Below are 26,521 nucleotides of genomic sequence, written 5' to 3' on the forward strand. Positions count from 1 at the left end.
GGCAACGCACATGGCCACCATCGACATCCAGCTGCCCGATATCGGCGACTTCGACGAAGTACGCATCATCGAACTGCTGGTCCAGGCCGGAGACAGCATCCGGGCCGAGCAAAGCCTGATCACCGTGGAGTCCGACAAGGCGTCGATGGAGATTCCTTCGAGCCACGCCGGCCGGGTCAAGGAGCTGAAAGTAAAGCTGGGCGACAAGGTCAAACAGGGCTCGGTGCTGTTGGCACTGGAGGTGCAGGAGGTGGCGGACGCACCGGCGCCTGCTGTGGCCGCTGCTGCTGCGCCATCGGCATCGACCGCCGCAGCAGCCGATCTGGAATGCGATCTGCTCGTTCTCGGCGGCGGCCCCGGCGGTTACTCGGCCGCCTTTCGCGCCGCCGACCTGGGCCTTCGGGTCGTCATCGTCGAGCGCTACGCGACCCTGGGCGGCGTGTGCCTGAACGTGGGCTGCATCCCGTCCAAGGCGCTGCTGCACGTTGCGTCCGTGATCGACGAAGCGCGCCACCTGGCGCGCGCCGGCGTCGATTTTGGCGCGCCCAAGATTGACCTGGCCGCGCTGCGCGGCCACAAGGAAAAGATCATCGGAAAGCTCACCGGCGGCCTCGCCGCGATGGCCAAGATGCGCAAGGTCACCACCGTGCGCGGCTACGGCGCCTTTGTCGATGCCCACCACGTCGAGGTCGAAGAAACCACGGGAGCGGGCCAGCAAAGGACCGGCGACAAGAAACGCATTGCCTTCAAGAAGGCCATCATCGCCGCCGGTAGCCAGGCCCTGCGCCTGCCGTTCATGCCCGAGGACCCGCGCGTGCTCGACTCCAGCGGCGCGCTCGAGCTCGCCACCCTCCCCAAGCGCATGCTGATCCTCGGTGGCGGGATCATCGGCCTCGAAATGGGGACCGTGTACAGCACGCTGGGCGCGCGCCTGGACGTGGTGGAAATGCAGGACGGCCTGATGCCGGGCGCCGACCGCGACCTGGTCAAGATATGGCAGAAGATGAACGCCGGGCGCTTCGACCGCATCATGCTGCAGACGAAGACCGTGGGCGCCCGGGCCACGCCCGAGGGCATCGAGGTCACGTTCGCCGCTGCGCAGGAGGGCGGCAGCGCCCCCGAAGCACAGCTCTACGACCTGGTGCTGCAGGCCGTGGGCCGCGCGCCCAATGGCCGCAAGATCGCTGCCGAAAAGGCCGGTGTCACCGTGACGCAGCGCGGCTTCATCGAGGTTGACGTCCAGATGCGCAGCAACGTCGCGCACATCTTCGCCATTGGCGACGTCGTGGGCCAGCCCATGCTCGCGCACAAGGCGGTGCACGAGGCGCACGTGGCCGCGCAGGTCATCGCCGGTGAATTGCAGGGCGACAAGGCGCTGGCGTCCACGGCCTTCGACGCCCGCGTGATCCCCAGCGTGGCCTACACCGACCCCGAAGTCGCCTGGGTCGGCCTGACCGAGGACCAGGCCAAGGCCCAGGGAATCAAGGTCAGGAAGGGCCTGTTCCCCTGGACGGCCTCCGGCCGCGCCATCGCCAACGGCCGCGACGAGGGCTGCACCAAGCTGCTGTTCGACGACGCGCCGCAGGCGCATGGCCACGGCAGGATCCTCGGCGGCGGCATCGTGGGAACGCACGCCGGTGACATGATCGGCGAGATTGCGCTGGCCATCGAAATGGGCGCCGACGCGCTGGACATCGGCAAGACCATCCACCCGCACCCCACGCTGGGCGAGAGCATCGGCATGGCGGCAGAAATTGCGCACGGCAGTTGCACGGACGTGCCACCGCAGAAGAAATAGCCCGTCCCGGGAATGGCATGCCGCCGACAAAGCATCCTTTGCCCTGCGCCGGCATCCCCTTTGGAGCCTGCTGATGTTCAAGGTCCCCCCCGTCTCTGCCGAGCGCCTGCCCGGGCTGCTGCGCGCCATGCCCAAGGCCGAGTTGCACATCCACATCGAAGGGACCCTCGAGCCCGAGATGATTTTTGCGCTGGCGCAGCGCAATGGCCTGCGCCTGCCGTACGCCAGCGTGCAGGAGTTGCGCAGCGCGTACGCGTTCAGCAATCTGCAGAGCTTTCTCGACGTCTACTACGCGGGCGCCAGCGTCCTGCTGCACGAGCAGGACTTTTATGACCTGGCACGCGCCTACCTGGCGCGCGCAGCGCGCGACAAGGTGCTGCACGCCGAAATCTTCTTTGACCCGCAGACCCACACCGCGCGCGGCGTGGCCATGGAGACGGTCGTCAACGGCCTGCACCGCGCCTGCGCGGACGCGCGCACCGAGTCGGGAATCAGCGCCGCGCTGATCCTTTGCTTCCTGCGCCATCTGAGCGAAGCTTCGGCGTTCGAGACGCTGGAGCAGGCCGGGCCGTTGCGCGACAGGATCGTGGGCGTGGGGCTGGATTCGAGCGAGCAGGGCCACCCGCCCGAGAAATTCGCCCGGGTGTTTGCGCGCTGCCGCGAACTGGGCCTGCGCCTGGTCGCGCACGCGGGGGAAGAGGGGCCCCCCGCGTACATCTGGGGCGCGCTCGATGCGCTCAAGGTCGAGCGCATCGACCACGGCGTGCAGGCCGTGCACGACGCGGCGCTGATGCGCCGCCTCGCGCAAGAGCGCATCGCGCTCACCGTATGCCCCCTGTCGAACCACAGGCTGCGCGTGTTCCCCGAGTTGGCGCAGCACAACCTGCGCCAGCTGCTCGACGCGGGCCTCGCGGCCACCGTGAACTCGGACGACCCGGCGTACTTTGGCGGCTACGTCAACGAGAACTTCACCCAGGTGTTCGCGGCCACCGGGCTCACGGTCCGGCACGCCTACCAGCTGGCGTTCAACAGCTTCGAGGCCAGCTTCGCGGGCACCGCCGAGAAACGCGCGTGGGAGCACCAGCTCAAGGAAAGCTTCGAGCGCTTCGTGGAGCACGATTGATATATATGCAGCGCCCCGAGGTTCTCAAGCAAAATACCGCGCCTGCGCTGATATGGGCGCGGACACGGCTGCATATTCAATGACAATCTGCGCGCGCCAGGAAAAGCGCAACACCGCAGAAACCAGAACCAGACAATGAGCATCAAGAGCGACCAATGGATCCGCCGCATGGCCACCGGGCACGGCATGATCGAGCCCTTCGAGCCCGCGCAGGTGCGCGAGGCGCAGGGCCACAAGGTCATCAGCTACGGCACCAGCAGCTACGGCTACGACATCCGCTGCGCGTCCGACTTCAAGGTCTTCACGAATATCCACAGCACGGTGGTCGATCCCAAGAACTTCGACGAAAAGAGCTTCGTCGATTTCCGGGGCGACAGCTGCATCATCCCGCCCAACAGTTTTGCGCTCGCGCGCACGGTCGAGTACTTCCGCATCCCGCGCAACGTGCTCACCATCTGCCTGGGCAAAAGCACCTACGCGCGCTGCGGAATCATCGTGAACGTAACCCCCTTCGAGCCCGAATGGGAGGGCTACGTGACGCTGGAATTCTCCAACACCACCCCGCTGCCCGCGCGCATCTACGCCGGCGAGGGTTGCGCGCAAGTGCTGTTCTTCGAGAGCGACAAGGACGACGTGTGCGAAGTCAGCTACCGCGACCGCGGCGGCAAATACCAGGGCCAAACGGGCGTGACGCTGCCCAGGGCGTGAACCGCTTGCACGGCTTTTTCCCGGGGTGTGAAAAATGGCTGGGTGGCCAGCGATGCGACAATGACAGGCTCAATGACCAGTTCCTTTTCCAATCTATCGCTGGCTGAACCGCTGGCGCGCGCCGTAGCCGAAATGGGCTACGAATCCATGACCCCGATCCAGGCGCAGGCCATCCCGGTGGTGCTCAGCGGCCAGGACGTCATGGGCGCTGCGCAGACCGGCACCGGCAAGACGGCGGCGTTCTCGCTGCCCCTGCTGCAGCGCCTGCTCAAGCACGAGAGCGGCTCCGCGTCCCCCGCGCGCCACCCGGTGCGCGCGCTGGTGCTCTTGCCGACCCGCGAACTCGCCGACCAAGTGGCCCGGCAGATCGCGCTGTACGCCAAGCACACCAGGCTGCGCAGCACCGTGGTGTTCGGCGGCATGGACATGAAGCCCCAGACCATCGAGCTCAAAAAAGGCGTGGAGGTGCTGGTGGCCACGCCCGGCCGCCTGCTGGACCATATCGAAGCCAAAAACACGGTGCTCAACCAGGTCGAGTACGTGGTGCTCGACGAGGCCGACCGCATGCTCGACATCGGCTTTCTGCCCGATTTGCAGCGCATCCTCTCGTACCTGCCCAAGCAGCGCACCACGCTGCTGTTCAGCGCCACCTTCTCACCCGAGATCCGGCGCCTGGCCGGCAGTTATCTGGACAACCCCGTGACCATCGAGGTGGCGCGCCCGAACGAGACGGCCGCGACGGTGGAGCAGCGCTTCTACAGCGCCAACGACGAGGACAAGCGCCGCGCGATCCACCAGGTGCTGCGCACGCACGGGCTCACGCAGGCGTTCATTTTCGTGAACAGCAAGCTCGGCTGCGCGCGTCTGGCGCGCAGCCTGGAGCGCGAAGGACTCAGGACCACCGCGCTGCATGGCGACAAGAGCCAGGACGAGCGTCTGAAGGCGCTGGAAGCCTTCAAAAGCGGTGCAGTGGACCTGCTGGTGTGCACCGATGTGGCCGCGCGGGGTCTGGACATCAAGGACGTTCCCGCCGTGTTCAACTTCGACGTGCCCTTCAACGCCGAAGACTACGTGCACCGCATCGGCCGCACCGGCCGCGCCGGCGCGTCGGGCCTGGCGTTCACGCTGGTCTCGGCGAGCGACGCCCGCTTGGTCGCCGACATCGAGCAACTGATCAAGAAAAAGATCGACATCGAAGCCATCGAATACGACGAAGACCGTCCCAGGGGCCGCATCAACGACGGCCGCCGCGCCTGGCGCGATGCGGGCGAAACCGGCGACCTGCGCGACGCCATCCCGCCGGCGCCGCGCGAACGCAGCGAGCGCCGCGAACAGTACCGGGGCGCGCGCCCGGCAGTGAGTGCGCACGACCCATTCTTCGAAAAGCCCTACGAAGCCAACAGCGCCGACGCAGCGGCGCCCACCTGGGAGGCCGCCGCCAGGCAGCCCGCGCGCAGCAGCGTCTCCGCCAACATCAAGCCCCGGCGCAAGCTCGCGGCCCTGCTCAAGGCTTCCCAGCCGGAGACGCAGTAGTCCCGCCGCCCGGGAACTACCGCGCCGCCAACCTGGGCCTGATAGGGGTTGTAAGCCGGAACCGCCGAAAATTCCGTCAGCCGATACTTTGAGGGGCTGGCGTAGCCCATGCCCGCCGTATTGACATTTGAGGGGCTTCGCCCCGCCGCGTTAGTCATCGGTCAGGATCGTCTCGTAGTCCTGGCCGCCGTAGAACACGCCAATGATGGACACCTGCTCGTCGTCTACGTCGAAGGCGATCACGGCGCGCTTCTTGTAGTTGGTGATGCGCAGACCGGCGCGCACGTCATCGCGCATGGTGCCGCGATGTGGGAAGGTGCACAGGCTCTCGCAGTAGCTCACGATGGCCTCGATGTACCGCGCTGCAATGTCGGGTGATGCTGCAACGGCGATGTAGCCGTACAGAGCCGCAAGCTGTTCCTCGGCCTCGGGGGTGAAGATGACGCGATAGCTCACCGTGCCTTCGCGTGCTCGACAGCAAGACGGGCACGCACCTGGTCAACGGTGACAGCTCGGGATGGATCGGCTTTCAGGGCATCGTAGGCCGGGCCGACCTGGTTGTGTAACCAGCTTTCGACGGCTCGATCACGCGCTAGAAGAGCGCGCAGCCCATCGCGGATCACCTCGCTTTCGGTGGCGTACTCGCCTGACCGAACCTTGGTTTTCACCACATACGCCATGTCGTTAGGCAGGGTGATGCTCAGTTGTTGTGTGGTTCGCATGGCGCCTCCAATCTTGAATAGGATTTAATCCTACTTCAATGTTCCGCCGCAGTCCAGTCTCACGGACCTGCTGTGCTATGCCTGGGTGCGCTATCGGCAGTTCTCCGACAACCTGGTCGATGCGATGGCCTACCACATGAAGCAGTTGGAGGACGAAAGCAGCGCCGGCGCAAAACAGTCCTTCGTCGCCGAACAGGTGCGCCGTCAGCAAGACACGCCGCAGGTCGGCCGCCTGCTGTCGCTTTACATCGACGACAGCGTGCCCGATCCCACGCCTATCGCCAGCGGCCTGGTGGCACATCCTGCTGAACGGGCTTACACCTTCCAGAGCGATGGCAAGATGATCGACTTGGATGCGCTCGTGGTAGGGCTGGAGTTGGGATGACGGAAATTTCGGCGGTTCCGGCTTGGAACCCCTGATACGGCGTAGCGCCCTGAACCGCTGACAAAACTCCGGCCGCCTTGGGGGCGCCCCCTTGCAAGGCAGGGTTCTGGCCGCGCGGAGAGACTGCAATTTCATAAAACGATCCGTTTCATCGAAGCATTGCAACGCATCATTGATGGGCGTATAAACGCCTATGCGCACAAACACCGATCTGAGGACGCCATGAATACCATTCGCTGGAACATTGCCGTGTCGCCGGACATGGATCAGTCCGTGCGCATGTTCATCGCCGCGCAGGGCGGCGGCCGCAAGGGTGACCTGTCGCGCTTCATCGAGGATGCCGTGCGCGCCTACCTCCTGGAGCGCGCCGTCGATCAAGCCAAGGCCGCCGCTGCCGGCATGGGCGATGCCGATCTGACCGACCTCATCGACGAAGCGGTGCAATGGGCACGTGAGCCCTGATGCGGGTCATCCTCGACACCAATGTGCTGCTCGGCGCGCTGATCTCGCCGCACGGCCCGCCCGACGCGATCTACCGCGCCTGGCGCGCAGCACGCTTCAAACTGGTGACGTCAACGGCGCAGCTCGACGAACTACGGCGAGCGAGCCGCTATCCGAAGCTCAAGACCATCCTGCCCGCCCACCGCGTCGGCACGATGTTCAACAACATGCAGCGCGCCGTCGTGCTGGACGCACTGCCACCATTGCCGCAAGGCGTCGAAACAGCCGACCCGAACGACGCATTCCTGCTGGCGATGGCCTTGGCCGGTGAGGCCAACTACCTGGTGACTGGCGATCGCCGCGCCGGGCTGCTGCAACGCGGCAGCATCGGCCGCGCGCGCATCGTCCCCCCGGTTGCCTTCTGCGCCGAGGCGCTCTGACGCCTATACCGGCCAACTTCCCGTCCAGCACACGACGGGAACGCTGCGGCCGCTATCCGGACGCACCGGGACGGCGAGCAGAAAACGACTGTAGCTCTTGTATAAGACATAAGATAAATTCGCCGCGCGGTGCAGATCGGCGGTAGACTCCAAGGCTGTTTTGCGGGGCCCAAGTGGCTGGCAACAGGCGCTGTACAACCGGCGTCTGCGGTGCAGATTCCCGAGCCCTGATTTTTTCACTTCCTGGAGTTTTCACATGCGCAAGAAGCCTGTTCGCGTGGCCGTCACCGGCGCCGCCGGCCAAATCGGTTACGCCCTGCTGTTTCGCATCGCCTCGGGCGAAATGCTGGGCAAGGACCAGCCTGTCATCCTGCAACTGCTCGAAGTGCCCGCGGACGGCCCGCAAAAGGCGCTCAAGGGCGTGATGATGGAGCTCGACGACTGCGCCTTCCCCCTGCTCGCCGGAATGCAGGCGCACTCCGACCCGGCGGCGGCCTTCAGGGACGCCGACTACGCGCTGCTCGTCGGCTCGCGGCCGCGCGGCCCGGGAATGGAGCGCGCCGAACTGCTGGCGGTCAATGGCGCGATCTTCATCGCGCAGGGCAGGGCGCTGGACGCCGTGGCGAGCCGCGACGTGAAGGTGCTGGTGGTGGGCAACCCGGCGAACACCAACGCCTACATCGCCATGAAGAGCGCGCCCGGACTGCCGCGCAAGAACTTCACGGCAATGCTGCGTCTGGACCACAACCGCGCCGTGAGCCAGATCGCCGCGAAGACCGGCAAGGCCGTGGCGGACATCGAAAAGCTGGTCGTCTGGGGCAACCACTCGCCCACGATGTACGCCGACTACCGCTTCGCCACCGTCCACGGCGAAAGCGTGGCGCGCATGATCGACGACCAGGAGTGGAACGCCAACGTCTTCCTGCCCACCGTGGGCAAGCGCGGCGCGGCGATCATCGAGGCGCGCGGCCTGTCTTCGGCGGCCTCGGCGGCGAACGCGGCCATCGACCACATGCGCGACTGGGCCCTGGGCAGCAACGGCAAATGGGTCACCATGGGCGTTCCTTCGGACGGGCAGTACGGCATCCCCGGCGACACCCTGTTCGGTTTTCCCGTGACCTGCGAGAACGGCACATACAAAATCGTCGAAGGTCTGGAAATCGATGCGTTCTCGCAAGAGCGCATCCGCATCACGCTGGCTGAACTCCAGGGTGAGCAGGACGGCGTCAAGCACCTGCTGTAGGCCGCGCGATGCAGCCGACTCCACAGGCAGCGTGCAGCGCGCAGGGGCAGGGCGGCGCTGCACCCACCCATCCACGCGATGTTCTGCTGGGCGCCCAGGCGCGGCCCCGCTTTCTGCCCGTCTGCGACCATTACAGCGGCGTCGAGGCGCGCATGCGCAAGAGCCTGCAATTGCAGGCCGAAATGACGCAGGAGTTCGGCACCTGCGTTTTCGACGCCACGCTCGATTGCGAGGACGGCGCGCCGGTGGGCCTGGAGGCCGAGCACGCCCGGCTCGTCGCCGCGCTGGCCCTGGGCGCGGACCCCGCGGCGCGGGTTGCGGTCCGGGTCCATGCAGTGGAACACCCGGCGTTTGCAAACGACGTCGCAACGATCGCGGGCGAAGCGGGCCACCGACTCAGCCACATCATGCTGCCCAAGGTGGAATCGGTGGACGACGTGCTGCTGCTTGAGCGCGCACTCGAGCGCGCCGGCACCCCCTCGCTGCCGATTCATGCGTTGATCGAATCCCCCGCCGCGCTGCAGCACGTGTTCGAGATCGCCGCCCACCCGCGCGTGCAAAGCCTGAGCTTTGGCCTCATGGACTTCGTTTCGGCGCATGGCGGCGCCATCCCCGCGCAGGGCATGGGCTCGCAGGGGCAGTTTGCCCACCCGCTGGTGCTGCGCGCGAAGCTCGAGATCGCGTCCGCCTGCCACGCCCACGGCAAGCAGCCCGCGCACTGCGTGGTGACCGAGTTCTCCGACGCCGCCGCCCTGCAGCACGCCGCACGCCGCGCCGCGCGCGAGCTGGGCTACACCCGCATGTGGAGCATTCACCCGGCGCAGATCCGTCCCATCCTGCAGGCCTTCGCGCCGCAGCCGGAAGATGTCGCGGCGGGCGCCGAAATCATTGCGCTGGCCGCGCGCGCCGACTGGGCTCCGATCAACTTCGGGGGCGTGCTGCACGACCGTGCGAGCTACCGCTTTTACTGGCAGGTTCTGGAGCGCGCGCACGGCACCGGGGGCGCGCTGCCGCCTGCCGCGCGGCAATGGTTTGACCCCGTCTGAAGATTCCCGAATACCTCCCGCGGACTTGCCCATGATGAAAACCACCATCGTCATCGCCTTTGCCTCCACCCTCATGCTGCTGGCTCCGGCCGGCGTCCTGGCGCAGACTGTCGTCAAGTCCAGCGTCCAATCCGAGGCAAAGTCCGCCAAGGCCATCGCGCCCGCTGCCAGGCTGCGAACGGCCAAGGCCAGCCGCCGCACCCCGCCAGCCGCAGCCCTGCCCGATGCCGGCGACTCCGTGGCCGCAGCCCTCTCGCCCGCCGAACTGGCCATTGCCGAGCGTGTGCACGTGGGCCGCATACCCTGCGAGCTGGGCGCTTTCGTGACGGTCACTGCCGATCCCGCCACGGCGGGCCACTTTCACGTGGAAGGCAAGGGCTTCAAATACCACATGTCGCCCGTGCTCACGTCCACCGGCGCCGTGCGCCTGGAGGACGTCAGGAACGGCGCCGTCTGGCTGCAAATCGCCAACAAGTCCATGCTCATGAACCAGCGCCTGGGTCAGCGCCTGGCCGATGAATGCATGGGCCCCGAGCAATTCACGGCGGCGCAGGCGCTCCGGGACAATCCGCCCGTGAACCTTCTGGAACCCCTGCAGGCCGCCAAATGACCCGCGGCCAGCCCCACCCCACCCCGATAAAACGCACAACTGGAGAAAAACGATGTTGCAAGCCTACCGTGAGCATGTGGCCGAGCGCGCCGCCCTCGGCATCCCCCCGCTGCCGCTGAGCGCCAAGCAAACCGGCGAACTGGTCGAACTGCTCAAGAACCCGCCCGCGGGCGAAGAGACCGCCCTCGTGGAACTGATCACCGGCCGCGTTCCCGCCGGCGTGGACGACGCGGCCAAGGTCAAGGCCAGCTATCTGGCGGCCGTGGCGCACGGCAGCGAAAAATGCCCGCTGATCGACCGCGAAAAAGCCACGCAGCTGCTGGGCACCATGCTCGGTGGCTACAACCTCACGCCGCTGATCGAACTGCTCGACGACGCCGCCATCGCGCCGGTGGCCGCCGAAGCGCTCAAAAAGACGCTGCTGATGTTCGACCAGTTCCACGATGTCAAGGCAAAGGCCGACCAGGGCAATCCCTTCGCGCAGGCCGTGCTGCAAAGCTGGGCCGACGCCGAATGGTTCACGAGCCGCCCCGAAGTGCCCCAGAGCATCCGGATCACCGTGTTCAAGGTCAGCGGCGAAACGAATACCGACGACCTGTCGCCCGCACCCGACGCATGGAGCCGTCCGGACATCCCCTTGCACGCGCTGGCCATGCTCAAGAACCGGCGCGACGGCATCACGCCCGAGGAAGACGGCCGGCGCGGCCCGGTGCAATTCATCCAGGACCTGCGCGCCAGGGGCCGGATCGTCGCCTACGTGGGGGACGTGGTGGGAACCGGTTCGAGCCGCAAGTCGGCGACGAACAGCGTGCTGTGGTTTACCGGCGAAGACATCCCCTGCGTTCCGAACAAGCGCTTTGGCGGCGTGTGCCTGGGGGCGAAGATCGCACCCATCTTCTACAACACCATGGAAGACGCGGGCGCGCTGCCCATCGAACTGGACGTGGGCCAGATGAATATGGGCGACGAGATCGAACTCCAGCCCTACGCGGGCAAGGCCCTGAAAGACGGCCGCGTGATCGCCGAGTTCCAGGTCAGGAGCGAGGTGCTGTTCGACGAGGTGCGCGCCGGCGGCCGGATTGCACTGATCATCGGCCGCGGCCTGACGGCCAAGGCGCGCGCAGCGCTGGGGCTGCCCGCGTCCACGCTGTTTCGCCTGCCCCAGGCGCCCGTCGCCAGCGGCCGGGGCTTTACGCTGGCGCAGAAAATGGTGGGCCGCGCCTGCGGCCTGCCCGAGGGCCAGGGCGTGCTGCCCGGCAGCTACTGCGAACCGCGCATGGCCTCGGTGGGCTCGCAGGACACCACGGGTCCCATGACGCGCGACGAGCTCAAGGACCTGGCCTGCCTGGGCTTCAGCGCCGACTTGGTGATGCAGTCGTTCTGCCACACGGCCGCGTACCCCAAGCCCGTGGACGTGAAAATGCACCACGAGCTGCCCGACTTCATGAGCACGCGCGGCGGCATCTCGCTCCAGCCCGGCGACGGCATCATCCACAGCTGGTTGAACCGCATGCTGCTGCCCGACAGCGTGGGCACCGGCGGCGATTCGCACACCCGCTTTCCCATCGGCATCAGCTTCCCCGCAGGCTCCGGCCTGGTGGCGTTTGCCGCGGCCACGGGCGTGATGCCGCTGGACATGCCCGAATCGGTGCTGGTGCGCTTCAAGGGCCGGATGCAGCCCGGCGTGACGCTGCGCGACCTCGTGCACGCGATTCCCCTGTACGCCATCCGGACCGGCCTGCTGAGCGTGGCCAAGCAGGGCAAGAAGAACATCTTCTCGGGCCGCATCCTCGAAATCGAAGGCCTGCCGGACCTGAAGGTCGAGCAGGCGTTCGAGTTGTCCGACGCGTCCGCCGAGCGCTCCGCCGCCGGCTGCACCGTGCGCCTGAACAAGGAGCCCGTGATCGAGTACATCCACTCGAACATCGTGCTGCTTAAGAACATGATCGCCCAGGGCTACGCCGACGCGCGCACCATCGCCCGCCGCATCGAGGCCATGCAGAACTGGCTGGCGAATCCCGAACTGCTGGCCCCGGACGCGGACGCGCAGTACGCCGCCGTGATCGAAATCGATCTGAACGAAATCCACGAACCCATCGTCTGCTGCCCCAACGACCCCGACGACGCGAAGACGCTGTCGGACGTGGCCGGCGCGACGATCGACGAAGTATTCATCGGTTCGTGCATGACGAACATCGGCCATTTCCGCGCCGCGTCGAAACTGCTCGAAGGCAGAAAGGACCTCCCGGTCAAGCTGTGGATGGCGCCGCCCACGAAGATGGACGCGCAGCAACTCACCCAGGAAGGCCACTACGGCGTATTCGGTAGCGCCGGCGCGCGCATGGAAATGCCCGGTTGCTCGCTGTGCATGGGCAATCAGGCGCAGGTCAAGGAAGGCGCGACCGTCATGTCCACGAGCACGCGCAACTTCCCCAACCGCCTGGGCAAGAACACCCAGGTGTACCTGGGCTCAGCGGAACTCGCAGCCATCTGCTCCCGACTCGGCCGCATCCCCTCGCGCCAAGAGTACCTGGCCGACATGGGCGTGGTCCAGCAAAACGGCGAACGCATCTACCAGTACATGAACTTTGACCGGATCGCTGCGTTCAAGGAGGTTGCGGATGGGGTGGCTGCGTGAAGGTCTCTGCACTGGCATGAAGCAAGCAGAAACGTCGTCAATCTTGTGGGCTACGCATGCCTGATTCTGCTCGTAGGCGTGCCATGCGCAGACGTCATGGCATGCCGTTAGCCACAAACTCATCGAAACCTTGCCTGGGCTTCAGACGCGTCAGATAGGCGTCTACTGCCGGTAGCGAGGGCCGCACCATAGGCGTCTGCTGCCAGCGATACGCCGACAGGCCAAGGACGATATCCGCCAGTGTGAAACCGGCCCCAGCCACATAAGCGCCCGTCTGATCCAACCTCTGGTTCAGAAGCTGCATATTGTTGTTCCAGGACTTGATGCTTGCTTCGAGGAGTTGCGAGTCCTGATGGGCCTCACTATGCCGGACGATGGCCATAAATGCATAACGCCAGGAGTAGTTCAGTTCAGTGGCCTGCCAGTCCATCCACTTCTCAACATCCGCGCGTGCTCTCGCTTGCGCCGGCAACAAGTCCGTTCTTGCCGCGCGATTGGCCAAATACCGGCAGATGCTGTTGGATTCCCAAAGAACAAAATCGCCATCCACCAAGACCGGAACCATGGCATTGGCATTCAGCGCCAGGAACTCCGGCTCCGAGGTGGATCGATAACCCACGCCCCAGTCCTCCCGAACATAGGCAGCCCCCACTTCCGTCAAGGCCCAGAGCACCTTTCTCACATTGATGGATTCCGCTTTTCCAAGGAGGCGCATCATCACGATTCTCCTGTTGTCGTTCACAAATCCCTTATAGCTGAGGGATGGCGCCATAGGCTCCAGCCATGTATTTGGCGTAGAGGTTGTCATCGGAGCGCACACCTTTGACGTCGTCCAGGCGCCAGGCATCGCTCTCGCAATTGCCGTCCTTTTCCACCAGCACGACCTGGGCCTTGTGCAGGAGACTCAGTACCTCCATCGAGTGGCACGTGAAAATGATTTGTACATTGTCCGGATTGGTCTTGGGTGAGAAGAACAGGTCCAGGATCGGCCTCAGCATATGGGGATGCAAGTCCGCCTCGAGTTCGTCGATGACAACCAGACCACCGCCGCACTGCAGGACTGGCAGGATGCGCGAGAGCAGGATGAAAGCGCTTTGGGTACCGCTGGATTCTTCCAGGATCGCGAGTGAATGCTCTTTGTCGCCGACACGGTGGATGCCGAAGGGAATCTCAAGCTCGTTGGGCACGCCCCTTTTTTCCTGTTTCCCTATCCTCTTTTCCATGCGCACGTCCGCCAAGCCCAAATCCCACTGACGCAAGAGGGATGCCATCTGGTTTCGGATATCGGTGTTTTTGGCGTAGAAATCGGATGCGCGCAGGATCTCGCTGAATGGGAGATCGCTGTCCTTTGATCGACCAAATTGCCGTACATTGCTCAGCACAATCGTCGAAACCAACTTCAAAGCCAGTTTGACTTCGTACTGGGCAGCCGTCGATATCAGTGAAGCGTTTTCATGGACTTTTTCGGCTTCTTTCTGCGGCATTCCAAACTGCTGCTGTTTGACCGCATAACCCTTGCGCGGCTGCCATTCGCGGGTGAATACGTACGAAAAGGCGCGGCTGTGCTTTGGCTTTGCGTAGAGAGACTCGTGCCTGACCCGATCTCGTGAAGCGACCAGCCGGTAGCGCCACTCCTGGTCGTCGAACTCGAACTCCAGCTCGAAGGTGCTGGCCTCATCAACCGCTGCTGAAAAATGCGGGGCGAGCGGGATAGGGGTGCCCGGCTTGGCACGGAAGGATTGCTTCATGAACCAATCCACGAAGACCAGCGATTTGATCAGCGTCGTTTTGCCGCTCGCGTTGGCACCGATGACGGCAATAGCCTTTGACAGATGCGTGCCGGCCGGAGATTCGCAGGAGCGGTGGTCGTCGGGTGCGTGGCCGTTCAGTTCCAGAGAGATGCGCACGGGGTCTTTGAACGATTGAAAGTTTTGCAACGTGAAGGATCGCAGCATCATGATATTGACTCTTTGGGTGATTTCAACAATTTTTTGTATTCTATTCGATTGGAAGATATTTTCAATGCGATAAAAGTGAAATTCCAACAGAATTTTGTGGATGCTTGCCCCTTTCCCCGTGGGCCGTGACGTGGCCTGCACCACGCCGGTTTTCCAAGGGCCACGCCTTGTAGTATTGGCAGCTTCCGCGGACCTGCCAATGCGCAGGTGTCCCTTCTTTTCCAAAAGGACTGTATGGCGATCTACGAACTCGATGGGGTGGCGCCGCAACTCGCGGCATCGGCCTGGGTGGCCGAGAGCGCGCAGGTGCTGGGCCGTGTGTTCCTTGGCGAAGACAGCAGCGTCTGGTTTGGCGCGGTGATCCGCGGGGACTCCGGGGACATCAGGATCGGTGCGGGCTCGAATGTCCAGGACGCGAGCGTGCTGCACGCCGACGCCGACAGGCCGCTGCGCGTGGGCGCGCGCGTGACGCTGGGCCACCGGGTCATGCTGCACGGTTGCAGCATTGGCGACGGGTCGTTGATCGGCATCGGCGCCGTGGTGCTGAATGGCGCCAGGATCGGCCGCGATTGCCTGGTGGGCGCCGGTGCGCTGGTGACCGAGGGCAAGGAGTTTGCGGACGGATCGCTGATCCTCGGCAGCCCGGCGCGGGCCGTGCGCACGCTCGCGCCGGAGCAGATCGTAGTGTTGCGCCAGAGCGCGCAGCACTACATCGACAACGCGCGCCGCTTTCGCAGCGGTCTGCGCAAGATCGGCTGAGCGCTGCCCCGGGGCTAATCGATTTTGGCGCCCGAGGCCTGCACGATGTCCTTCCACTTCGCGTAGTCGGCTCCGAGCAGCTGCCCGAACTGCTCCACCGACATGGCCTCGGGTTCTGCGCCCTGGGCATGGATGGCGGCCTGCACGTCAGCCGTGACGAGCAGCTTGTTGACTTCGGCGTTGATGCGCTGCACCACGCTCGCGGGCGTTCCGGCGGGGGCGAACAGGCCGTACCAGGTGCTGGTGTCAAAGTCCTTGAAGCCCGATTCGGCCACGGTGGGAACATCGGGCAGCGACGAACTGCGCTTGGCCGAGGTCACGGCCAGCGGGCGCAGCTTGCCGGCCCTGATCTGGCCCATGGCCGAGGGCAGCGACGACAGCAGCAGGTGCACGTTGCCGGCCAGCGCGTCGAGCAGCGCGGGGTTCGAGCCCTTGTAGGGAATGGGATTCAGCTGCACGCCCGCCGCCTTCGCAAACAGGTGGCCCGCCATGTGGATCGAGGTGCCGTTGCCGGGCGAGCCGTAGCTGATGGTGTCGGGCGCGGCCCTGGCTGCGGCCACCACGTCGGCCAGGGTCTTGAATGGCGAATCCGCGCGGGTGCTGATGAGCACGGGCGTGTACGCCACATGGGCCACGGCGGCCAAGTCGCGGGTCGGGTCCCAGGGCAGGTTCTTGTAGAACCAGGGGCCGATCACGAGGTTGTCCTTCTGGCCCATCACGAGCTCGTAGCCCGTGGGCGCGGCCTTCACGGCCTCGCCAATGCCGATGGTGCCGCCTGCGCCGGCCTTGTTCTCGGCGACCACGGTCCATCCGGCCTGTGCGGCGAGCCGGCTGGCCACGAGGCGCGCGAGGATGTCGGTGCCGCCGCCGGGCGGAAAGGGAATGATCAGGCGGATCGGCCTGTCGGGGTAGGCCGGGGCCTGCGCCTGCGCCGCACCAAGGGTCAGCGCGAACGCGCCCAACAAGGAAAGCAGTTTGCGCAACATGGTGCGGGAGGTCCGGTTTTCTCAGGCGTCGCGCACGTCGGCGACCGGCTGCGCGCCGAAGTCTGCGCGCTCCAGCCAGGCGAGCACGCGCGCGGCGGCGTCGGCGGGCGATGCGAGCCGGCCCTCGGTCTGGAGGCGGGTGAAATTCTGGTGGTCCGGAAACGCCTCGGGCATGGCGCTGCGCAGCTGCTCCTGCATGCCGGTGTCGATCACGCCGGGGGCCAGCGCGCAGATCTTGGCGCCATGGGGCTTGAGGGCCTCGTCCAGCGCCACGCAGCGGCTGAAGTGGTCCATTCCCGCCTTGGCCGCGCAGTACGCGGCTTGCGAGGCCATGGCGCGGCGCCCCAGTCCCGAGGAGACGTTGAGCACCTTGCGCGGCAGCGTCCAGGCGTCGGTGGCGCCGAGGAAGGCCGCAGTGAGCTGCATGGGTGCCTCCAGCCCGACGCGCAGGGCACGGGCCAGGTCGGCGCAGTCGCTGCCCGACAGGGGCGCGATGCGCGGGATCAGGCCGGCGTTGTTGATCAGCGTGGCGCTCGCAAAGTTTGCCGGGTCTTGGGCCGCAAGCCAGGTTGCAAGGCGCTGCGCGGCCCGTTCGCCCTGCGCCAAGTCGTGCTGCCATTGTTCGATGGTGGCGCCCGCGGTCCGGGCCTGTGCGTCCAGTTCGGCGTTCGCGCTGCGGGCGATGCAGATCACGGTGTTGCCGCTGCGCAGCAGCTGCCGGGCCAGAGCCAGGCCCAGGCCGCGCGACGCGCCGGTGAGGATGTGGAGGTGGCTGTGGTGGGGCATGCCGCGATGGTAGCGTGCTCCGTTTTCAGGACGCGCTCAGGGCGTGTCGTTGCCCCCCACGAGCCGCCGTACCGTGGCGCAGAGTTCCTGCAGGTCGTCGGGTTTGTGGATCAGCGCGCGCGCGCCCTCGGCCAGGGCCGCCTGCTCGATCTCGGCGGTGATGTAGCCCGAGGCCAGCGCCACCGGCAGGTCGGGGCGGATGCGGCGCGCCGTGCGCACCAGATCAACGCCGCAGAAGCCGGGCATGCTGTAGTCGGTGACGAGCAGGTCGTAGGCCCAGGGGTCGGCGCGCAGTGCGGCCGTGGCGGCGTGCGGGTCGGTATGGCCGCTGACCTCGTAGCCCTCGCGGCGCAGCAGGCGCTGCATCAGGTTGACCAGGGCCGGGTCGTCGTCCACGTACATCACATGGCGCTTCCTGTGCAGTGCGGCGCCGGGGGCGGATGGTGCCACCGGCTCGGGCGCTGTCTGCAGGGGCTGCGCCGCTGGCGTGCCCTGGGGCGCGAGCGGAAAGTACAGCGTGAACCGGCTGCCCTGACCCGGCGCGCTGTGCACGTCCACCGCGCCTTCGTGGGTGCGCATCACGCCGTGCACCACGGCCAGGCCCAGGCCGGTTCCCTGGCCCACGGGCTTGGTGGTGAAAAAGGGCTCGAAGATGCGCTCCTGCGTTGCCGCGTCCATTCCGGGGCCGCTGTCACGCACGCTCAGCGCCACGTAGTCGCTGCACGCCAGACCCAGGCGCTTGATCAGGCGCTGGTCGGGCCGCACCGTGCTGGCCTCGACGTGGATGCTGCCGCGCTGCGCGCCGATTGCGTACACGGCGTTGGTGCACAGGTTGAGCAGGGCCTGCTCGGCCTGCGTGGCGTCCGCCAGAATGGGCGGCAGGCCGGCCGGCAATTGCATGTGCAGCGCGATCGCGGGGGGCAGGCTGACGCGCAGCAGGCGCCCGGTGTCGTGCACCACGTCGGCCAGCGCAACGGCCGCGCGGCGCGGGGGGTCGTTGCGGCTGAAGGTCAGGATCTGGCGCACCAGGTCGCGCGCACGGCGCGCGGCCTGGTCGATTTCGAGCAGGCTGTCGCGCACCGGTGAACCCGGCGCGCAGTCGGCCTTGGCGAGTTCCAGATTCCCCAGGATCGCGCCCAGGATGTTGTTGAAGTCGTGCGCAATGCCGCCGGCCAGGGTGCCCATGGCCTGCATCTTGTGCGCTTCGCGCAGTTGCGCCTCGAGCGCGCTGCGCTGCGCCTCGGCCTTCTTGCGCCCGCTCAGGTCGCGCGCGAACACCGTGGTGCTCTCGCCCTGCGCGTGGTGCTCGAACGCCACGCCGACCTCCACGCTCAGCTCCTTGCCGCCGGCGGTGCGCGCGCGCATCTCGTGCGGGCCGCGCTGCGCCAGCACCACGTCGGGCAGAAAGCGCTCCAGCTTGCTGCCCAGCGCGTCGCCGGCGGGGCATTCGAACAGCGCCGCCGCCGTGGGGTTGAACACCGTGATGCGCTGGTTCCGATCGACGCAGAGGATGGCGTCGAACGCCGCGTCGATGACGGCTGCGAGCCGCTGTTCGCTCGCGTGCAGTTGCTCGTTGCGCTGGCGCAGCGCCTGGCGCTCGGCGAGCAGCGGGCCTTGGTCGATGACCGCGCAGAGGAATTGCGGCCGGGGCGGGCCGTCGCTTTGCGGCGCCTCGATGCGCGTGATGTGCAGGTCGCCGGTGATCCAGGTTCCCTCGCCGATCGGGAACACCACCTCCTTGGCCTCGCTGTGGCCCTGCTCTGCGGCCTGGGCAAAGGCTGCGCGCACGCGCTGCGCGTCCTGGGCGCGCACAAAGGGCATCAGGGCCGTGAGCGGCCGGTCGCGTTCGCCGGGCTGGAACGAGCGCTGCGCCATCGAGTTCGCCTGCACCACCATGTCGTGTTCGTCGAGCACCATGAGCGCCAGCGGAACGCGTGCGAACAGCGTCTCGAAGCGTTCGCAGGCGCTCTCGGCCACCGCCTGGCTGTAGCGCAGGACCTTGTTCTGGCGCTCCAGTTCGGCGACCAGGCTGGCGTCGCACGGGGCTGCCGGCGTTGGCGCTGGCGGGGCGCTGCGGTGCGCCGCAGGATCCAGAAAGGACAGGTCCGGGACGCTCATGGCAGGGTCGGCCAAGCGCAAGCCATGGGACAGGCGCGCGGGAGGGCGCGCGCCGCGCGATGCTGGGGGCCGGGACGCATGGCGCGAGTGTACTGCCCCGCAAATGCCGGGGGCCTGCACGCCGCGGGGGCACGGGACAGCCCCCGTTTTCAGATACCTTCTTGATGCAGCTAGGTATAAATCCCGGTCATCTGGTGCAAATCAGTATCTGTCATGGCAATTTGCGTACCAATCGGACATGGCCACGTTGGTATCGTTGGCGCCGTCCATGTTGCGCATGCGCCCGGCGTTGGACGGCAGATTCCATACCCATTTCCGCAGGAGACACCCCGATGCCCCATTCCACCCATGCTGCTGCGGCGCCCCGCCGGTGGACCGCCGCCGCGTTGGCCCTGGTACTGTGCGCTGGCGCGAGCGCGCAGACCGAGCTCGTGATCGCCACCGTGAACAACGGCCACATGATCGAGATGCAAAAGCTCAGCCGGCACTTCGAGCAGGCGCACCCGGACATCAAGCTCAAATGGGTCACGCTCGAGGAGGGCGTGCTGCGCCAGCGCGTGACGACCGACATCGCCACGCGGGGTGGGCAGTTCGACGTCATGACCATCGGCATGTACGAGGCGCCCATCTGGGGCCGCAAGGGCTGGCTGCAGGAGTTGAAGACCGACGCCGCCTACGACGTGGACGACCTGCTGCCCGCCATACGCAACGGCCTGTCGATCGACGGCAAGCTGTACGCGGCCCCGTTCTACGGCGAAAGCTCGATGCTCATGTACCGCAAGGACCTGCTGGACAAGCAGGGGGCGCAAATGCCCGAGCGTCCGACCTGGCCGCAGGTCCGGGCGCTGGCCGAGAAGCTCCACGACCCCGGCAACGGCGTGTACGGCATCTGCCTGCGCGGCAAGCCGGGCTGGGGCGACAACATGGCCTTTCTGACCACGCTGGTGAACACCTTTGGCGGCCAGTGGTTCGACATGCAGTGGAAGCCGCAGCTCCTGAGCAAACCCTGGAAGGAGGCGATCAGCTTCTACGTGGACCTGCTCAGAAACTACGGCCCGCCCGGCTCGTCGGCGAACAGCTTCAACGAAATTCTGGCGCTGACGAATTCCGGCAAATGCGGCATGTGGGTTGACGCGACCAGCGCCGCCTCGTTCGTGAGCGACCCCAAGCAGTCCAAGGTGGCCGGGCAAATGGCCTTTGCGCGGGCGCCGATCATGTACACGCCCAAGGGCGCGAACTGGCTGTGGTCGTGGAATCTGGCGATTCCTGCGGGCTCCAGGAAGGTCGATGCGGCGCACAAGTTCATCATCTGGTCCACGAGCAAGGACTACGTGCAACTGGTGGCCAAGACCAACGGCTGGGCGAACGTGCCCACCGGAGTGCGCAAGAGCACCTACGCCAACCCCGAGTTCCAGAAGGCCGCGCGCTTTGCCGCTGCCGAAAAGCTGGCCATCGATTCGGCCAATCCCACGGACTCGACGCTGCCCGAGAGCCCCTATGTGGGCGTGCAGTTTGCCGCCATCCCCGAGTTCCAGGCCATAGGCATCGCCGTGGGGCAGCAGATGAGCGCGGCGCTCGCGGGAAGGACCTCGGTGGACGCGGCGCTCCAGGCCAGCCAGATCCTGACCGAGCGCGAGATGAAAAAGGGCGGCTACTACAAGTGAGCGGCCCGGCGCTGGCTGGCGTTCTTGGAGTGCCGACCCCCGCTGCGCCTTTTTCGGAAAATCCCATGAACCGCTTGCTCCCCCGCCTGCTGCTGACGCCGGCCATGGCCACGCTCTTTCTCTGGATGAGCGTTCCGCTGGCGATGACGATCCATTTCTCGTTCATCCGCTACAACCTGCTGCAACCCGAGCAGTCGGGCTTTGCGGGGCTGGAGAACTTCGAGTATTTCGTCACCGACCCATCGTTTGGTACGGCGGTGCTGAACACGCTGCTGCTGCTCGGCAGCGTGATCGCCATCACCGTGTTGCTGGGCGTGGCGCTGGCGCTGTTGATCGATGCGCCGTTTCCGGGGCGGACTCTGGTGCGGCTGCTGCTGATCGCGCCCTTCTTCGTGATGCCCACCGTGAACGCGCTGCTGTGGAAGCACATGATGATGAACCCCATCTACGGGGTGCTGGCGCAGCTGTGGATGTTCTTTGGCGCGCAGCCCGTGGACTGGCTCACCGATTACCCGCTGCTGTCCGTGGTCATCATGGTGGCCTGGCAATGGCTGCCGTTTGCCACGCTGATCTTCATGACCGCGCTGCAGAGCATGAGCCACGAGCAGCTCGAAGCCGCGCGCATGGACGGCGCCAACTCGCTGCAACAGCTGCGCTACCTGTACCTGCCGCATCTGGCGCGCCCGGTGGCGGTGGTGGTGATGATCGAGCTCATCTTCTTGCTCGGCATCTTCGCCGAGATCTACACCACAACGGGCGGCGGTCCGGGCGACGCAAGCACCAACGTGACCTTTCTGATCTTCAAGCAGGCGCTGCTCAACTTCGACGCCGGCGTGGCCTCGGCCGGCGCGCTGTTCGCGGTGCTGCTCGCGAACGTCGTCGCCGTGTTCCTGATCCGCATGGTCGGCAAGAACCTCGACCAGTGAGCCGCACCATGAACCGCACCATGGGCACCACCCGACGCCGTTCCTGCCGCCCCCTGGGCATGCTGGCGCTGCGCACCACGGCGGCCTGGGGGGCCGCGCTGCTGCTGTTCTTCCCGCTCGGCTGGCTGCTGCTCACCGCCTTCAAGACCGAGTTGCAGGCGATCTCGGTGCCGCCGCTGCTGTGGTTCAGGCCCACGCTCGAGAGCCTGTACGCCGTGCAGGAGCGCAGCGACTACCTGCTGTACGCCAGGAACTCGGTCGTCACCAGCGTGCTGTCCACGCTGCTCGGCCTGGCGCTGGCCGCCCCCGCGGCCTACGCCATGGTGTTCTTCAAGGTGCGCCACACCCGGGACATCCTGATGTGGATGCTCTCGACCAAGATGATGCCCGCCGTGGGCGCGCTGGTTCCCGTCTACGTGCTGGCGCAAAAGAGCCAACTGCTCGATACGCAGCTGGTGCTGATCATCGTGTTCGCGCTGTCCAACCTGCCGATCATGGTCTGGATGCTGTACACGCACTTCAAGGACATTCCGCACGAGATTCTGGAGGCCGCGCGCATGGACGGCGCCACGCTGTGGCAGGAGCTGCGCCTGGTGCTGCTGCCGCTGGGAATGGGCGCTCTGGCGTCCACGGGCCTGCTGTGCCTGGTGCTGTCGTGGAACGAGGCCTTCTGGAGCCTGAACCTGAGCGCCGCCAAGGCGGGCACGCTGGCCACGCTGATCGCCTCGTACTCCAGCCCCGAGGGGCTGTTCTGGGCCAAGCTGTCCGCCGCCTCGCTGATGGCCATCGCACCCATCGTGGTGTTTGGCTGGTTCAGCCAAAAGCAGCTGGTGCAGGGCCTGACCTTTGGCGCCGTGAAGTAGGGCGCCGGCCAGGGCATGGAGAAGAACCGGACTGACCGGACGACCTGCTCCCTTTCACTTCCTTGACCCCCATCTCCCATGACAACCGACCCATCCCCCTTGACCATCCTGCACCTCGGACTGGGCGCGTTTCACCGCGCGCACCAGGCGCTGTATTTGCAGCAATTGCACGCGCTGGGCGACCACCGCTGGGTGCTGGCCAGCGGCAACCTGCGCCCCGACATGCAGCAGACCATCGCCGCGCTGCAGGCGCAGCAGGGCGCGTACACGCTGGAGACGGTCAGCGCGCAGGGCGTGCGCAGCTACACCCGGGTCGAGTCGATCCGCAGGGTGCTCGCATACACCCCCGACCTGGCCGCTCTGGTGGCGCTGGCGCAGCAGCCGGGGACGCGCATCATCTCGTTCACCGTGACCGAGGCCGGCTACTACCTGGACAGCCGCGACCAGATCGACTGGGACGGCGCGCCCGAACTGCGGCAAGACCTGCAGGCGCTGCGCGCGGGCAGCGGCAGTGCGGGCGGCGGGGTGGTCTGCACCCTCTACGGCGCGCTCAGCGTCATGCTGCGCGCGCGCATGCGTGCGAACGCGGGCGCCGTGACGCTGCTTTGCTGCGACAACCTGCGGCACAACGGCGATCGCACGCGCAGCGGCCTGCTGCAATTCGTGCTCGCGCTCGGCGACGCTGAACTCGCGCACTGGATCAGCATGCACAGCACCAGCCCCAACGCCATGGTCGATCGCATCACCCCCCGGCCGACCCCGGACGTGGTGCAGCGCGTGCGCCAGGCCACGGGCCGCGACGACCCCGCCGCGCTGATGGCCGAGAGCTTTATCCAGTGGGTCATGGAGGACCGCTTTGCGCATGGCCGCCCCGCGTGGGAGCGTGTGGGCGTGGAACTGGTGGAGTCGGTGGTGCCGTATGAGGAGGCGAAGATCCGCCTGCTCAACGCCACGCACTGCTGCATCGCCTGGGCGGGAACGCTCGCCGGCTACCGCTTCATCCACGAGGGCACGCAGGACCGCGCGATCCGCCAAATGGCGTTCGACTACATGACCGACGACGCCATCCCGGCGCTCAGTCCCAGCCCGCTGGACCTGGCCCGCTACCGCGACGTGGTGCTGGAGCGCTTCACCAACCCGGCCATCGAAGACAGCAACCAGCGCGTGGCCATGGACGGCTTCAGCAAGATCCCCGGCTTCATCGCGCCCACCATCGGCGAGCGGCTGGCGCGCGGCGCGGGAATTGCCGGCGTGGCCATGCTGCCGGCGCTGTTCCTGGCCTATTTGCAGCGCTGGCACGCGGGGCAAATCCCGTACCCCTACCAGGACCAGACCATGGACGCGCACGCGGCGCACGCGCTCTGCGCGGCGCCCGACCCCGTGGCGGCCTTTGCCGCCGACCGCGTGTTGTGGGGCAAGCTGGCGGGTGACGCGCGCCTGACCGACGCGCTGCGCAGCGCGTACCAGCGCGTCGTCACCTGGACCCGGGAGCGCAGCGCATGACCTGGGCACCGATCCCCCCCGCGCAGCGCCTGCGGGGCCGGCATGCGCTGCTCACCGGCGCTGCCGGCGGCATGGGCCTGGCCGTGGCGCAGGCCTATCTGCAACAGGGCGCCCGCTGCAGCGTGGCCGACCTGGGCGCGCACGCCACGCCGGAGCTCGTCGCGCTGATGGCGCAGCACCCCGACGCGCTGCACTACCTGCGCAGCGACGTCACGCAAGCGGCGCAGATCGACGCGCTGATCGGCGCCGCCGCCGCGCGCTTTGGCCCCGTGAGCACGCTGTTCAACAACGCCGCGATCTTCGACATGGCGCCGCTGCTGGAAAGCGACGAAGCCATGTACGACAGGATTTTTGCCGTGAACGTCAGGGGTGCCTTCTTCGTCATGCAGAAAGTGCTCGCGCACATGCTGCGGCACGGCGTGCGGGGCGGGGCGGTGATCAATATGGCGTCGCAGGCCGGGCGCCGCGGCGAGGCGCTGGTGGCGCATTACTGCGCGAGCAAGGCGGCGCTCATCAGCTACACGCAAAGCGCGGCGCTGGCCATGGCGCCGCATGGCATCCGCGTCAACGGCATCGCGCCCGGCGTCGTCGATACCGCCATGTGGACGCAGGTGGACGCGCTCTTCGCGCGCTACGAGAACCTGCCGCCGGGCGAGAAGAAGCGCCGCGTCGGCGCGGCCGTCCCGCTGGGCCGCATGGGCACGCCCGCGGACATCTGCGGCGCCGCGGTCTTCCTGGCCAGCGACGAGGCGGCCTACGTCACCGCGCAGACCTTGAACGTGGACGGCGGCAACGTGATGTCCTGACCCCAGCCACCGTCCGCCCTCATGCCCCAGGCCCTTCCCCGCCAGACCCGGCCCGAGCTCGAGCACGACTGCTCGCGCTCGACCGAACTCGGCTACGAGTCCCCCGAGACGGCGGGCTTCATCCGCTGCCTGGCGCACGGTTTTCCGACGCCGCTGGCGCGCTGGCACTACCACGACGAGTACGAACTGCACCTCATCACGAGCACCTCGGGAAAGGTGTTCGTGGGCGACTGGATCGGGCAGTTCCAACCCGGTCAGCTGGTGCTCACCGGGCCGCGCCTGCCGCACAACTGGATCAGCATGGACCTGCCCGAGGGCGGCGTTGCCGAGCGCGACCTGGTCATACAGTTCCAGCACGCGCCGATTCTCGCCAGCAGCCAGTTCATCCCGGAACTGCGCGAGTTGCTGCCGTTGCTCGAGCGCGCGCGCCACGGAATCGAATTCTTCGGCCTGCACGCGCAGGCGGTGCAACATTGGCAGCGCATCAAGGCCTGCCAGGGGCTGGCGCGGCTCGCCGCGTTCTGCGGCTTCATGAGCGACTTGCTGCGCTGCACCGACTACCGCCTGCTCTCGAACACGCAGCTGCAAAGCGCAGACAGCGACACCCAGCTCGAGCAGATCAACGCCATCGTGAGCCGCATCACCGACCATCTGGCCGACCCGCTCCCGGCCGCCGCTCTGGCGCAGGAGCTGGGAATGTCGCAGAGCCGCTTCTCGCGCTTCTTCCGCCGCGCCACGGGCAATACCTTCACCAACTTCGTGAACCTGGTGCGCGTGAACCGCGCCTGCCAGCTGCTCCTGGAGACCGAGCGCTACATCACGCACATCGCCTACGACGTGGGGTACAACAACATGGCCAATTTCAACCGCCGCTTTCTGGACACCAAGGGCATGACGCCCAGCGAATACCGCAGGCAGGGCGCGGGGCGCTTTGGCACGGGATGATCTCTGCTGCTGCCTTGGCACCAAGAGGCAACCGGGTCTGAAATAACGAGGAGAGGCGCCCATGAAATTCCCGGTCACCCTGACCCCGGATGAAGCCGATGGTGGCTTTGTCGTGACTTTTCCCGACATCCCTGAAGCCATTACCCAGGGCGAGACCGCCGGGCAAGCCCTGGCAATGGCGCAGGACGCACTGGAGACGGCAATGGAGTTCTATTTTGAAGACAAACGCGCTGTCCCTGTGCCGTCAAAACCCGGGCGTGGACAGCCTGTCGTCGAGCTTCCCGCGAGCGTGTCGGCCAAAGTTTTGTTGCTCAACGAAATGGCGCAGCAGGACATCCGTCCGGCTGAACTGGCCCGGCGCCTGAACACCACCCCTCAGAAAGCCTGAGCCCCAAGCGACTTGTGCCAAGCCGCCAGCCCGGGCCGGCATGGACCGGCCGATGTTCCTACAATGCCCCCTCGCGCCGTGCCCGACGGCATGCATCGGCCCTGGAGCCAATGCATGATGGAATTTCAAACC

The 26,521-nt window shown here is 66.4% G+C and carries 25 protein-coding genes and 1 pseudogene; 19 read left to right on the top strand and 7 right to left on the bottom strand.

Annotation, left to right across the window (positions count from 1 at the left end):
• Positions 1-10 precede the first annotated feature (10 nt).
• The 4 genes from lpdA to D5041_RS13625 all read left to right on the top strand — a co-directional run bounded on the left by lpdA (position 11) and on the right by D5041_RS13625 (position 5,162).
• A complete protein-coding gene (gene lpdA / locus D5041_RS13610) occupies positions 11-1,798 on the top strand; it encodes a dihydrolipoyl dehydrogenase (RefSeq protein ID WP_265284935.1) in 1,788 nt (595 codons plus the stop codon).
• Positions 1,799-1,871: 73 nt separating this feature from the next.
• Positions 1,872-2,921, top strand: a complete 1,050-nt coding sequence (locus tag D5041_RS13615) for an adenosine deaminase (RefSeq protein ID WP_010101367.1) — start codon at positions 1,872-1,874, stop codon at positions 2,919-2,921.
• A gap of 135 nt (positions 2,922-3,056) precedes the next feature.
• A complete protein-coding gene (gene dcd / locus D5041_RS13620) occupies positions 3,057-3,629 on the top strand; it encodes a dCTP deaminase (RefSeq protein ID WP_265257047.1) in 573 nt (190 codons plus the stop codon).
• Positions 3,630-3,701: 72 nt separating this feature from the next.
• Complete coding sequence (locus D5041_RS13625) at positions 3,702-5,162, top strand: DEAD/DEAH box helicase (RefSeq protein WP_010101363.1); 1,461 nt, start codon at positions 3,702-3,704, stop codon at positions 5,160-5,162.
• A gap of 150 nt (positions 5,163-5,312) precedes the next feature.
• Here D5041_RS13625 and D5041_RS13630 read toward each other — a convergent pair whose 3' ends face one another.
• On the bottom strand, positions 5,313-5,618 hold the full coding sequence (locus tag D5041_RS13630; RefSeq protein WP_010101361.1) for a type II toxin-antitoxin system RelE/ParE family toxin: 306 nt from the start codon (positions 5,616-5,618) through the stop codon (positions 5,313-5,315).
• Complete coding sequence (locus tag D5041_RS13635) at positions 5,615-5,884, bottom strand: ribbon-helix-helix domain-containing protein (protein WP_010101359.1); 270 nt, start codon at positions 5,882-5,884, stop codon at positions 5,615-5,617. Before D5041_RS13635 ends, D5041_RS13630 begins: the two co-directional genes overlap by 4 nt.
• 67 nt (positions 5,885-5,951) lie before the next feature.
• Here D5041_RS13635 and D5041_RS13640 point away from each other — a divergent pair.
• The 7 genes and pseudogenes from D5041_RS13640 to D5041_RS13670 all read left to right on the top strand — a co-directional run.
• Positions 5,952-6,161 (top strand): annotated as a pseudogene (locus D5041_RS13640) (hypothetical protein); the annotation flags it as partial.
• 330 nt (positions 6,162-6,491) lie between these two features.
• Positions 6,492-6,731, top strand: coding sequence for a ribbon-helix-helix domain-containing protein (locus D5041_RS13645; RefSeq protein ID WP_265257046.1), 240 nt, complete (start codon positions 6,492-6,494; stop codon positions 6,729-6,731).
• The gene (locus tag D5041_RS13650) at positions 6,731-7,150 is read left to right on the top strand and encodes a putative toxin-antitoxin system toxin component, PIN family (RefSeq protein ID WP_010106064.1); all 420 of its coding nucleotides are present in this window, start codon (positions 6,731-6,733) and stop codon (positions 7,148-7,150) included. The genes D5041_RS13645 and D5041_RS13650 overlap by 1 nt, the downstream gene beginning before the upstream one ends.
• Before the next feature lie 256 nt (positions 7,151-7,406).
• Positions 7,407-8,393 (top strand): malate dehydrogenase, encoded by a 987-nt coding sequence (locus D5041_RS13655; RefSeq protein ID WP_010106066.1) that lies wholly within the window; start codon positions 7,407-7,409, stop codon positions 8,391-8,393.
• Positions 8,394-8,401: 8 nt separating this feature from the next.
• A complete protein-coding gene (locus tag D5041_RS13660; RefSeq protein ID WP_265284936.1) occupies positions 8,402-9,439 on the top strand; it encodes an HpcH/HpaI aldolase/citrate lyase family protein in 1,038 nt (345 codons plus the stop codon).
• Between the two features lie 34 nt (positions 9,440-9,473).
• Positions 9,474-10,049, top strand: a complete 576-nt coding sequence (locus D5041_RS13665; RefSeq protein WP_265285098.1) for a hypothetical protein — start codon at positions 9,474-9,476, stop codon at positions 10,047-10,049.
• Between the two features lie 52 nt (positions 10,050-10,101).
• Positions 10,102-12,687, top strand: coding sequence for a bifunctional aconitate hydratase 2/2-methylisocitrate dehydratase (locus tag D5041_RS13670; protein WP_265284937.1), 2,586 nt, complete (start codon positions 10,102-10,104; stop codon positions 12,685-12,687).
• Between the two features lie 94 nt (positions 12,688-12,781).
• Here the strand turns inward: D5041_RS13670 and D5041_RS13675 are convergent, their stop codons facing one another.
• Both D5041_RS13675 and D5041_RS13680 read right to left on the bottom strand, forming a co-directional pair.
• Positions 12,782-13,405 (bottom strand): glutathione S-transferase family protein, encoded by a 624-nt coding sequence (locus D5041_RS13675; RefSeq protein WP_029554480.1) that lies wholly within the window; start codon positions 13,403-13,405, stop codon positions 12,782-12,784.
• A 31-nt stretch (positions 13,406-13,436) separates the two neighbouring features.
• Entirely contained in the window at positions 13,437-14,789 is a 1,353-nt protein-coding gene (locus tag D5041_RS13680) for an AAA family ATPase (protein WP_265284938.1), read from the bottom strand.
• 90 nt (positions 14,790-14,879) lie between these two features.
• Between D5041_RS13680 and D5041_RS13685 the strand changes: the two genes are divergently transcribed.
• Positions 14,880-15,404, top strand: a complete 525-nt coding sequence (locus D5041_RS13685; RefSeq protein WP_265284939.1) for a gamma carbonic anhydrase family protein — start codon at positions 14,880-14,882, stop codon at positions 15,402-15,404.
• A gap of 14 nt (positions 15,405-15,418) precedes the next feature.
• On the opposite strand, the gene D5041_RS13690 is transcribed toward D5041_RS13685, so the two are convergent.
• Genes D5041_RS13690 through D5041_RS13700 form a run of 3 tightly spaced genes read right to left on the bottom strand, consistent with a single transcriptional unit; the run spans position 15,419 to position 19,294 of the window.
• The gene (locus tag D5041_RS13690) at positions 15,419-16,390 is read right to left on the bottom strand and encodes a Bug family tripartite tricarboxylate transporter substrate binding protein (protein WP_265284940.1); all 972 of its coding nucleotides are present in this window, start codon (positions 16,388-16,390) and stop codon (positions 15,419-15,421) included.
• A 21-nt stretch (positions 16,391-16,411) separates the two neighbouring features.
• Entirely contained in the window at positions 16,412-17,176 is a 765-nt protein-coding gene (locus D5041_RS13695) for an SDR family NAD(P)-dependent oxidoreductase (RefSeq protein WP_265284941.1), read from the bottom strand.
• A gap of 36 nt (positions 17,177-17,212) precedes the next feature.
• On the bottom strand, positions 17,213-19,294 hold the full coding sequence (locus tag D5041_RS13700; protein WP_265257038.1) for a PAS domain-containing hybrid sensor histidine kinase/response regulator: 2,082 nt from the start codon (positions 19,292-19,294) through the stop codon (positions 17,213-17,215).
• A gap of 332 nt (positions 19,295-19,626) precedes the next feature.
• On the opposite strand from D5041_RS13700, the gene D5041_RS13705 reads away from it, so the two are divergent.
• From D5041_RS13705 to D5041_RS13735, 7 genes are all read left to right on the top strand, one after another.
• Positions 19,627-20,958 carry an ABC transporter substrate-binding protein gene (locus tag D5041_RS13705; protein WP_265284942.1) on the top strand — a complete coding sequence of 444 codons (1,332 nt, stop codon included), beginning with the start codon at positions 19,627-19,629 and terminating at the stop codon, positions 20,956-20,958.
• 65 nt (positions 20,959-21,023) lie between these two features.
• Positions 21,024-21,884: a carbohydrate ABC transporter permease gene (locus D5041_RS13710; protein ID WP_010106088.1), complete on the top strand. Its 861-nt coding sequence runs from the start codon at positions 21,024-21,026 to the stop codon at positions 21,882-21,884.
• 8 nt (positions 21,885-21,892) lie between these two features.
• Complete coding sequence (locus D5041_RS13715; protein WP_081479858.1) at positions 21,893-22,747, top strand: carbohydrate ABC transporter permease; 855 nt, start codon at positions 21,893-21,895, stop codon at positions 22,745-22,747.
• Between the two features lie 78 nt (positions 22,748-22,825).
• Positions 22,826-24,250: a D-arabinitol 4-dehydrogenase gene (gene dalD / locus D5041_RS13720; RefSeq protein WP_265284943.1), complete on the top strand. Its 1,425-nt coding sequence runs from the start codon at positions 22,826-22,828 to the stop codon at positions 24,248-24,250.
• On the top strand, positions 24,247-25,056 hold the full coding sequence (locus D5041_RS13725) for an L-iditol 2-dehydrogenase (protein WP_265284944.1): 810 nt from the start codon (positions 24,247-24,249) through the stop codon (positions 25,054-25,056). The genes dalD and D5041_RS13725 overlap by 4 nt, the downstream gene beginning before the upstream one ends.
• A gap of 21 nt (positions 25,057-25,077) precedes the next feature.
• Entirely contained in the window at positions 25,078-26,001 is a 924-nt protein-coding gene (locus D5041_RS13730) for an AraC family transcriptional regulator (RefSeq protein WP_265281095.1), read from the top strand.
• Between the two features lie 61 nt (positions 26,002-26,062).
• Positions 26,063-26,389, top strand: a complete 327-nt coding sequence (locus D5041_RS13735; protein WP_265284945.1) for a type II toxin-antitoxin system HicB family antitoxin — start codon at positions 26,063-26,065, stop codon at positions 26,387-26,389.
• Positions 26,390-26,521: the final 132 nt, after the last annotated feature.

Origin of the sequence: Verminephrobacter aporrectodeae subsp. tuberculatae, assembly GCF_026127385.1 — a bacterium.
Taxonomy (GTDB): Bacteria; Pseudomonadota; Gammaproteobacteria; order Burkholderiales; family Burkholderiaceae_C; genus Acidovorax; species Acidovorax aporrectodeae.

Excerpts from the sequence above, each read along its gene's own strand:
- lpdA (WP_265284935.1), top strand. The coding sequence starts at position 11 with ATGGCCACCATCGACATCCAGCTGCCCGATATCGGCGACTTCGACGAA.
- D5041_RS13615 (WP_010101367.1), top strand. The coding sequence starts at position 1,872 with ATGTTCAAGGTCCCCCCCGTCTCTGCCGAGCGCCTGCCCGGGCTGCTG.
- dcd (WP_265257047.1), top strand. The coding sequence starts at position 3,057 with ATGAGCATCAAGAGCGACCAATGGATCCGCCGCATGGCCACCGGGCAC.
- D5041_RS13625 (WP_010101363.1), top strand. The coding sequence starts at position 3,702 with ATGACCAGTTCCTTTTCCAATCTATCGCTGGCTGAACCGCTGGCGCGC.
- D5041_RS13635 (WP_010101359.1), bottom strand. The coding sequence starts at position 5,884 with ATGCGAACCACACAACAACTGAGCATCACCCTGCCTAACGACATGGCG.
- D5041_RS13645 (WP_265257046.1), top strand. The coding sequence starts at position 6,492 with ATGAATACCATTCGCTGGAACATTGCCGTGTCGCCGGACATGGATCAG.
- D5041_RS13650 (WP_010106064.1), top strand. The coding sequence starts at position 6,731 with ATGCGGGTCATCCTCGACACCAATGTGCTGCTCGGCGCGCTGATCTCG.
- D5041_RS13655 (WP_010106066.1), top strand. The coding sequence starts at position 7,407 with ATGCGCAAGAAGCCTGTTCGCGTGGCCGTCACCGGCGCCGCCGGCCAA.
- D5041_RS13660 (WP_265284936.1), top strand. The coding sequence starts at position 8,402 with ATGCAGCCGACTCCACAGGCAGCGTGCAGCGCGCAGGGGCAGGGCGGC.
- D5041_RS13665 (WP_265285098.1), top strand. The coding sequence starts at position 9,474 with ATGAAAACCACCATCGTCATCGCCTTTGCCTCCACCCTCATGCTGCTG.
- D5041_RS13670 (WP_265284937.1), top strand. The coding sequence starts at position 10,102 with ATGTTGCAAGCCTACCGTGAGCATGTGGCCGAGCGCGCCGCCCTCGGC.
- D5041_RS13675 (WP_029554480.1), bottom strand. The coding sequence starts at position 13,405 with ATGATGCGCCTCCTTGGAAAAGCGGAATCCATCAATGTGAGAAAGGTG.
- D5041_RS13685 (WP_265284939.1), top strand. The coding sequence starts at position 14,880 with ATGGCGATCTACGAACTCGATGGGGTGGCGCCGCAACTCGCGGCATCG.
- D5041_RS13690 (WP_265284940.1), bottom strand. The coding sequence starts at position 16,390 with ATGTTGCGCAAACTGCTTTCCTTGTTGGGCGCGTTCGCGCTGACCCTT.
- D5041_RS13695 (WP_265284941.1), bottom strand. The coding sequence starts at position 17,176 with ATGCCCCACCACAGCCACCTCCACATCCTCACCGGCGCGTCGCGCGGC.
- D5041_RS13700 (WP_265257038.1), bottom strand. The coding sequence starts at position 19,294 with ATGAGCGTCCCGGACCTGTCCTTTCTGGATCCTGCGGCGCACCGCAGC.
- D5041_RS13705 (WP_265284942.1), top strand. The coding sequence starts at position 19,627 with ATGCCCCATTCCACCCATGCTGCTGCGGCGCCCCGCCGGTGGACCGCC.
- D5041_RS13710 (WP_010106088.1), top strand. The coding sequence starts at position 21,024 with ATGAACCGCTTGCTCCCCCGCCTGCTGCTGACGCCGGCCATGGCCACG.
- D5041_RS13715 (WP_081479858.1), top strand. The coding sequence starts at position 21,893 with ATGAACCGCACCATGGGCACCACCCGACGCCGTTCCTGCCGCCCCCTG.
- dalD (WP_265284943.1), top strand. The coding sequence starts at position 22,826 with ATGACAACCGACCCATCCCCCTTGACCATCCTGCACCTCGGACTGGGC.
- D5041_RS13725 (WP_265284944.1), top strand. The coding sequence starts at position 24,247 with ATGACCTGGGCACCGATCCCCCCCGCGCAGCGCCTGCGGGGCCGGCAT.
- D5041_RS13730 (WP_265281095.1), top strand. The coding sequence starts at position 25,078 with ATGCCCCAGGCCCTTCCCCGCCAGACCCGGCCCGAGCTCGAGCACGAC.
- D5041_RS13735 (WP_265284945.1), top strand. The coding sequence starts at position 26,063 with ATGAAATTCCCGGTCACCCTGACCCCGGATGAAGCCGATGGTGGCTTT.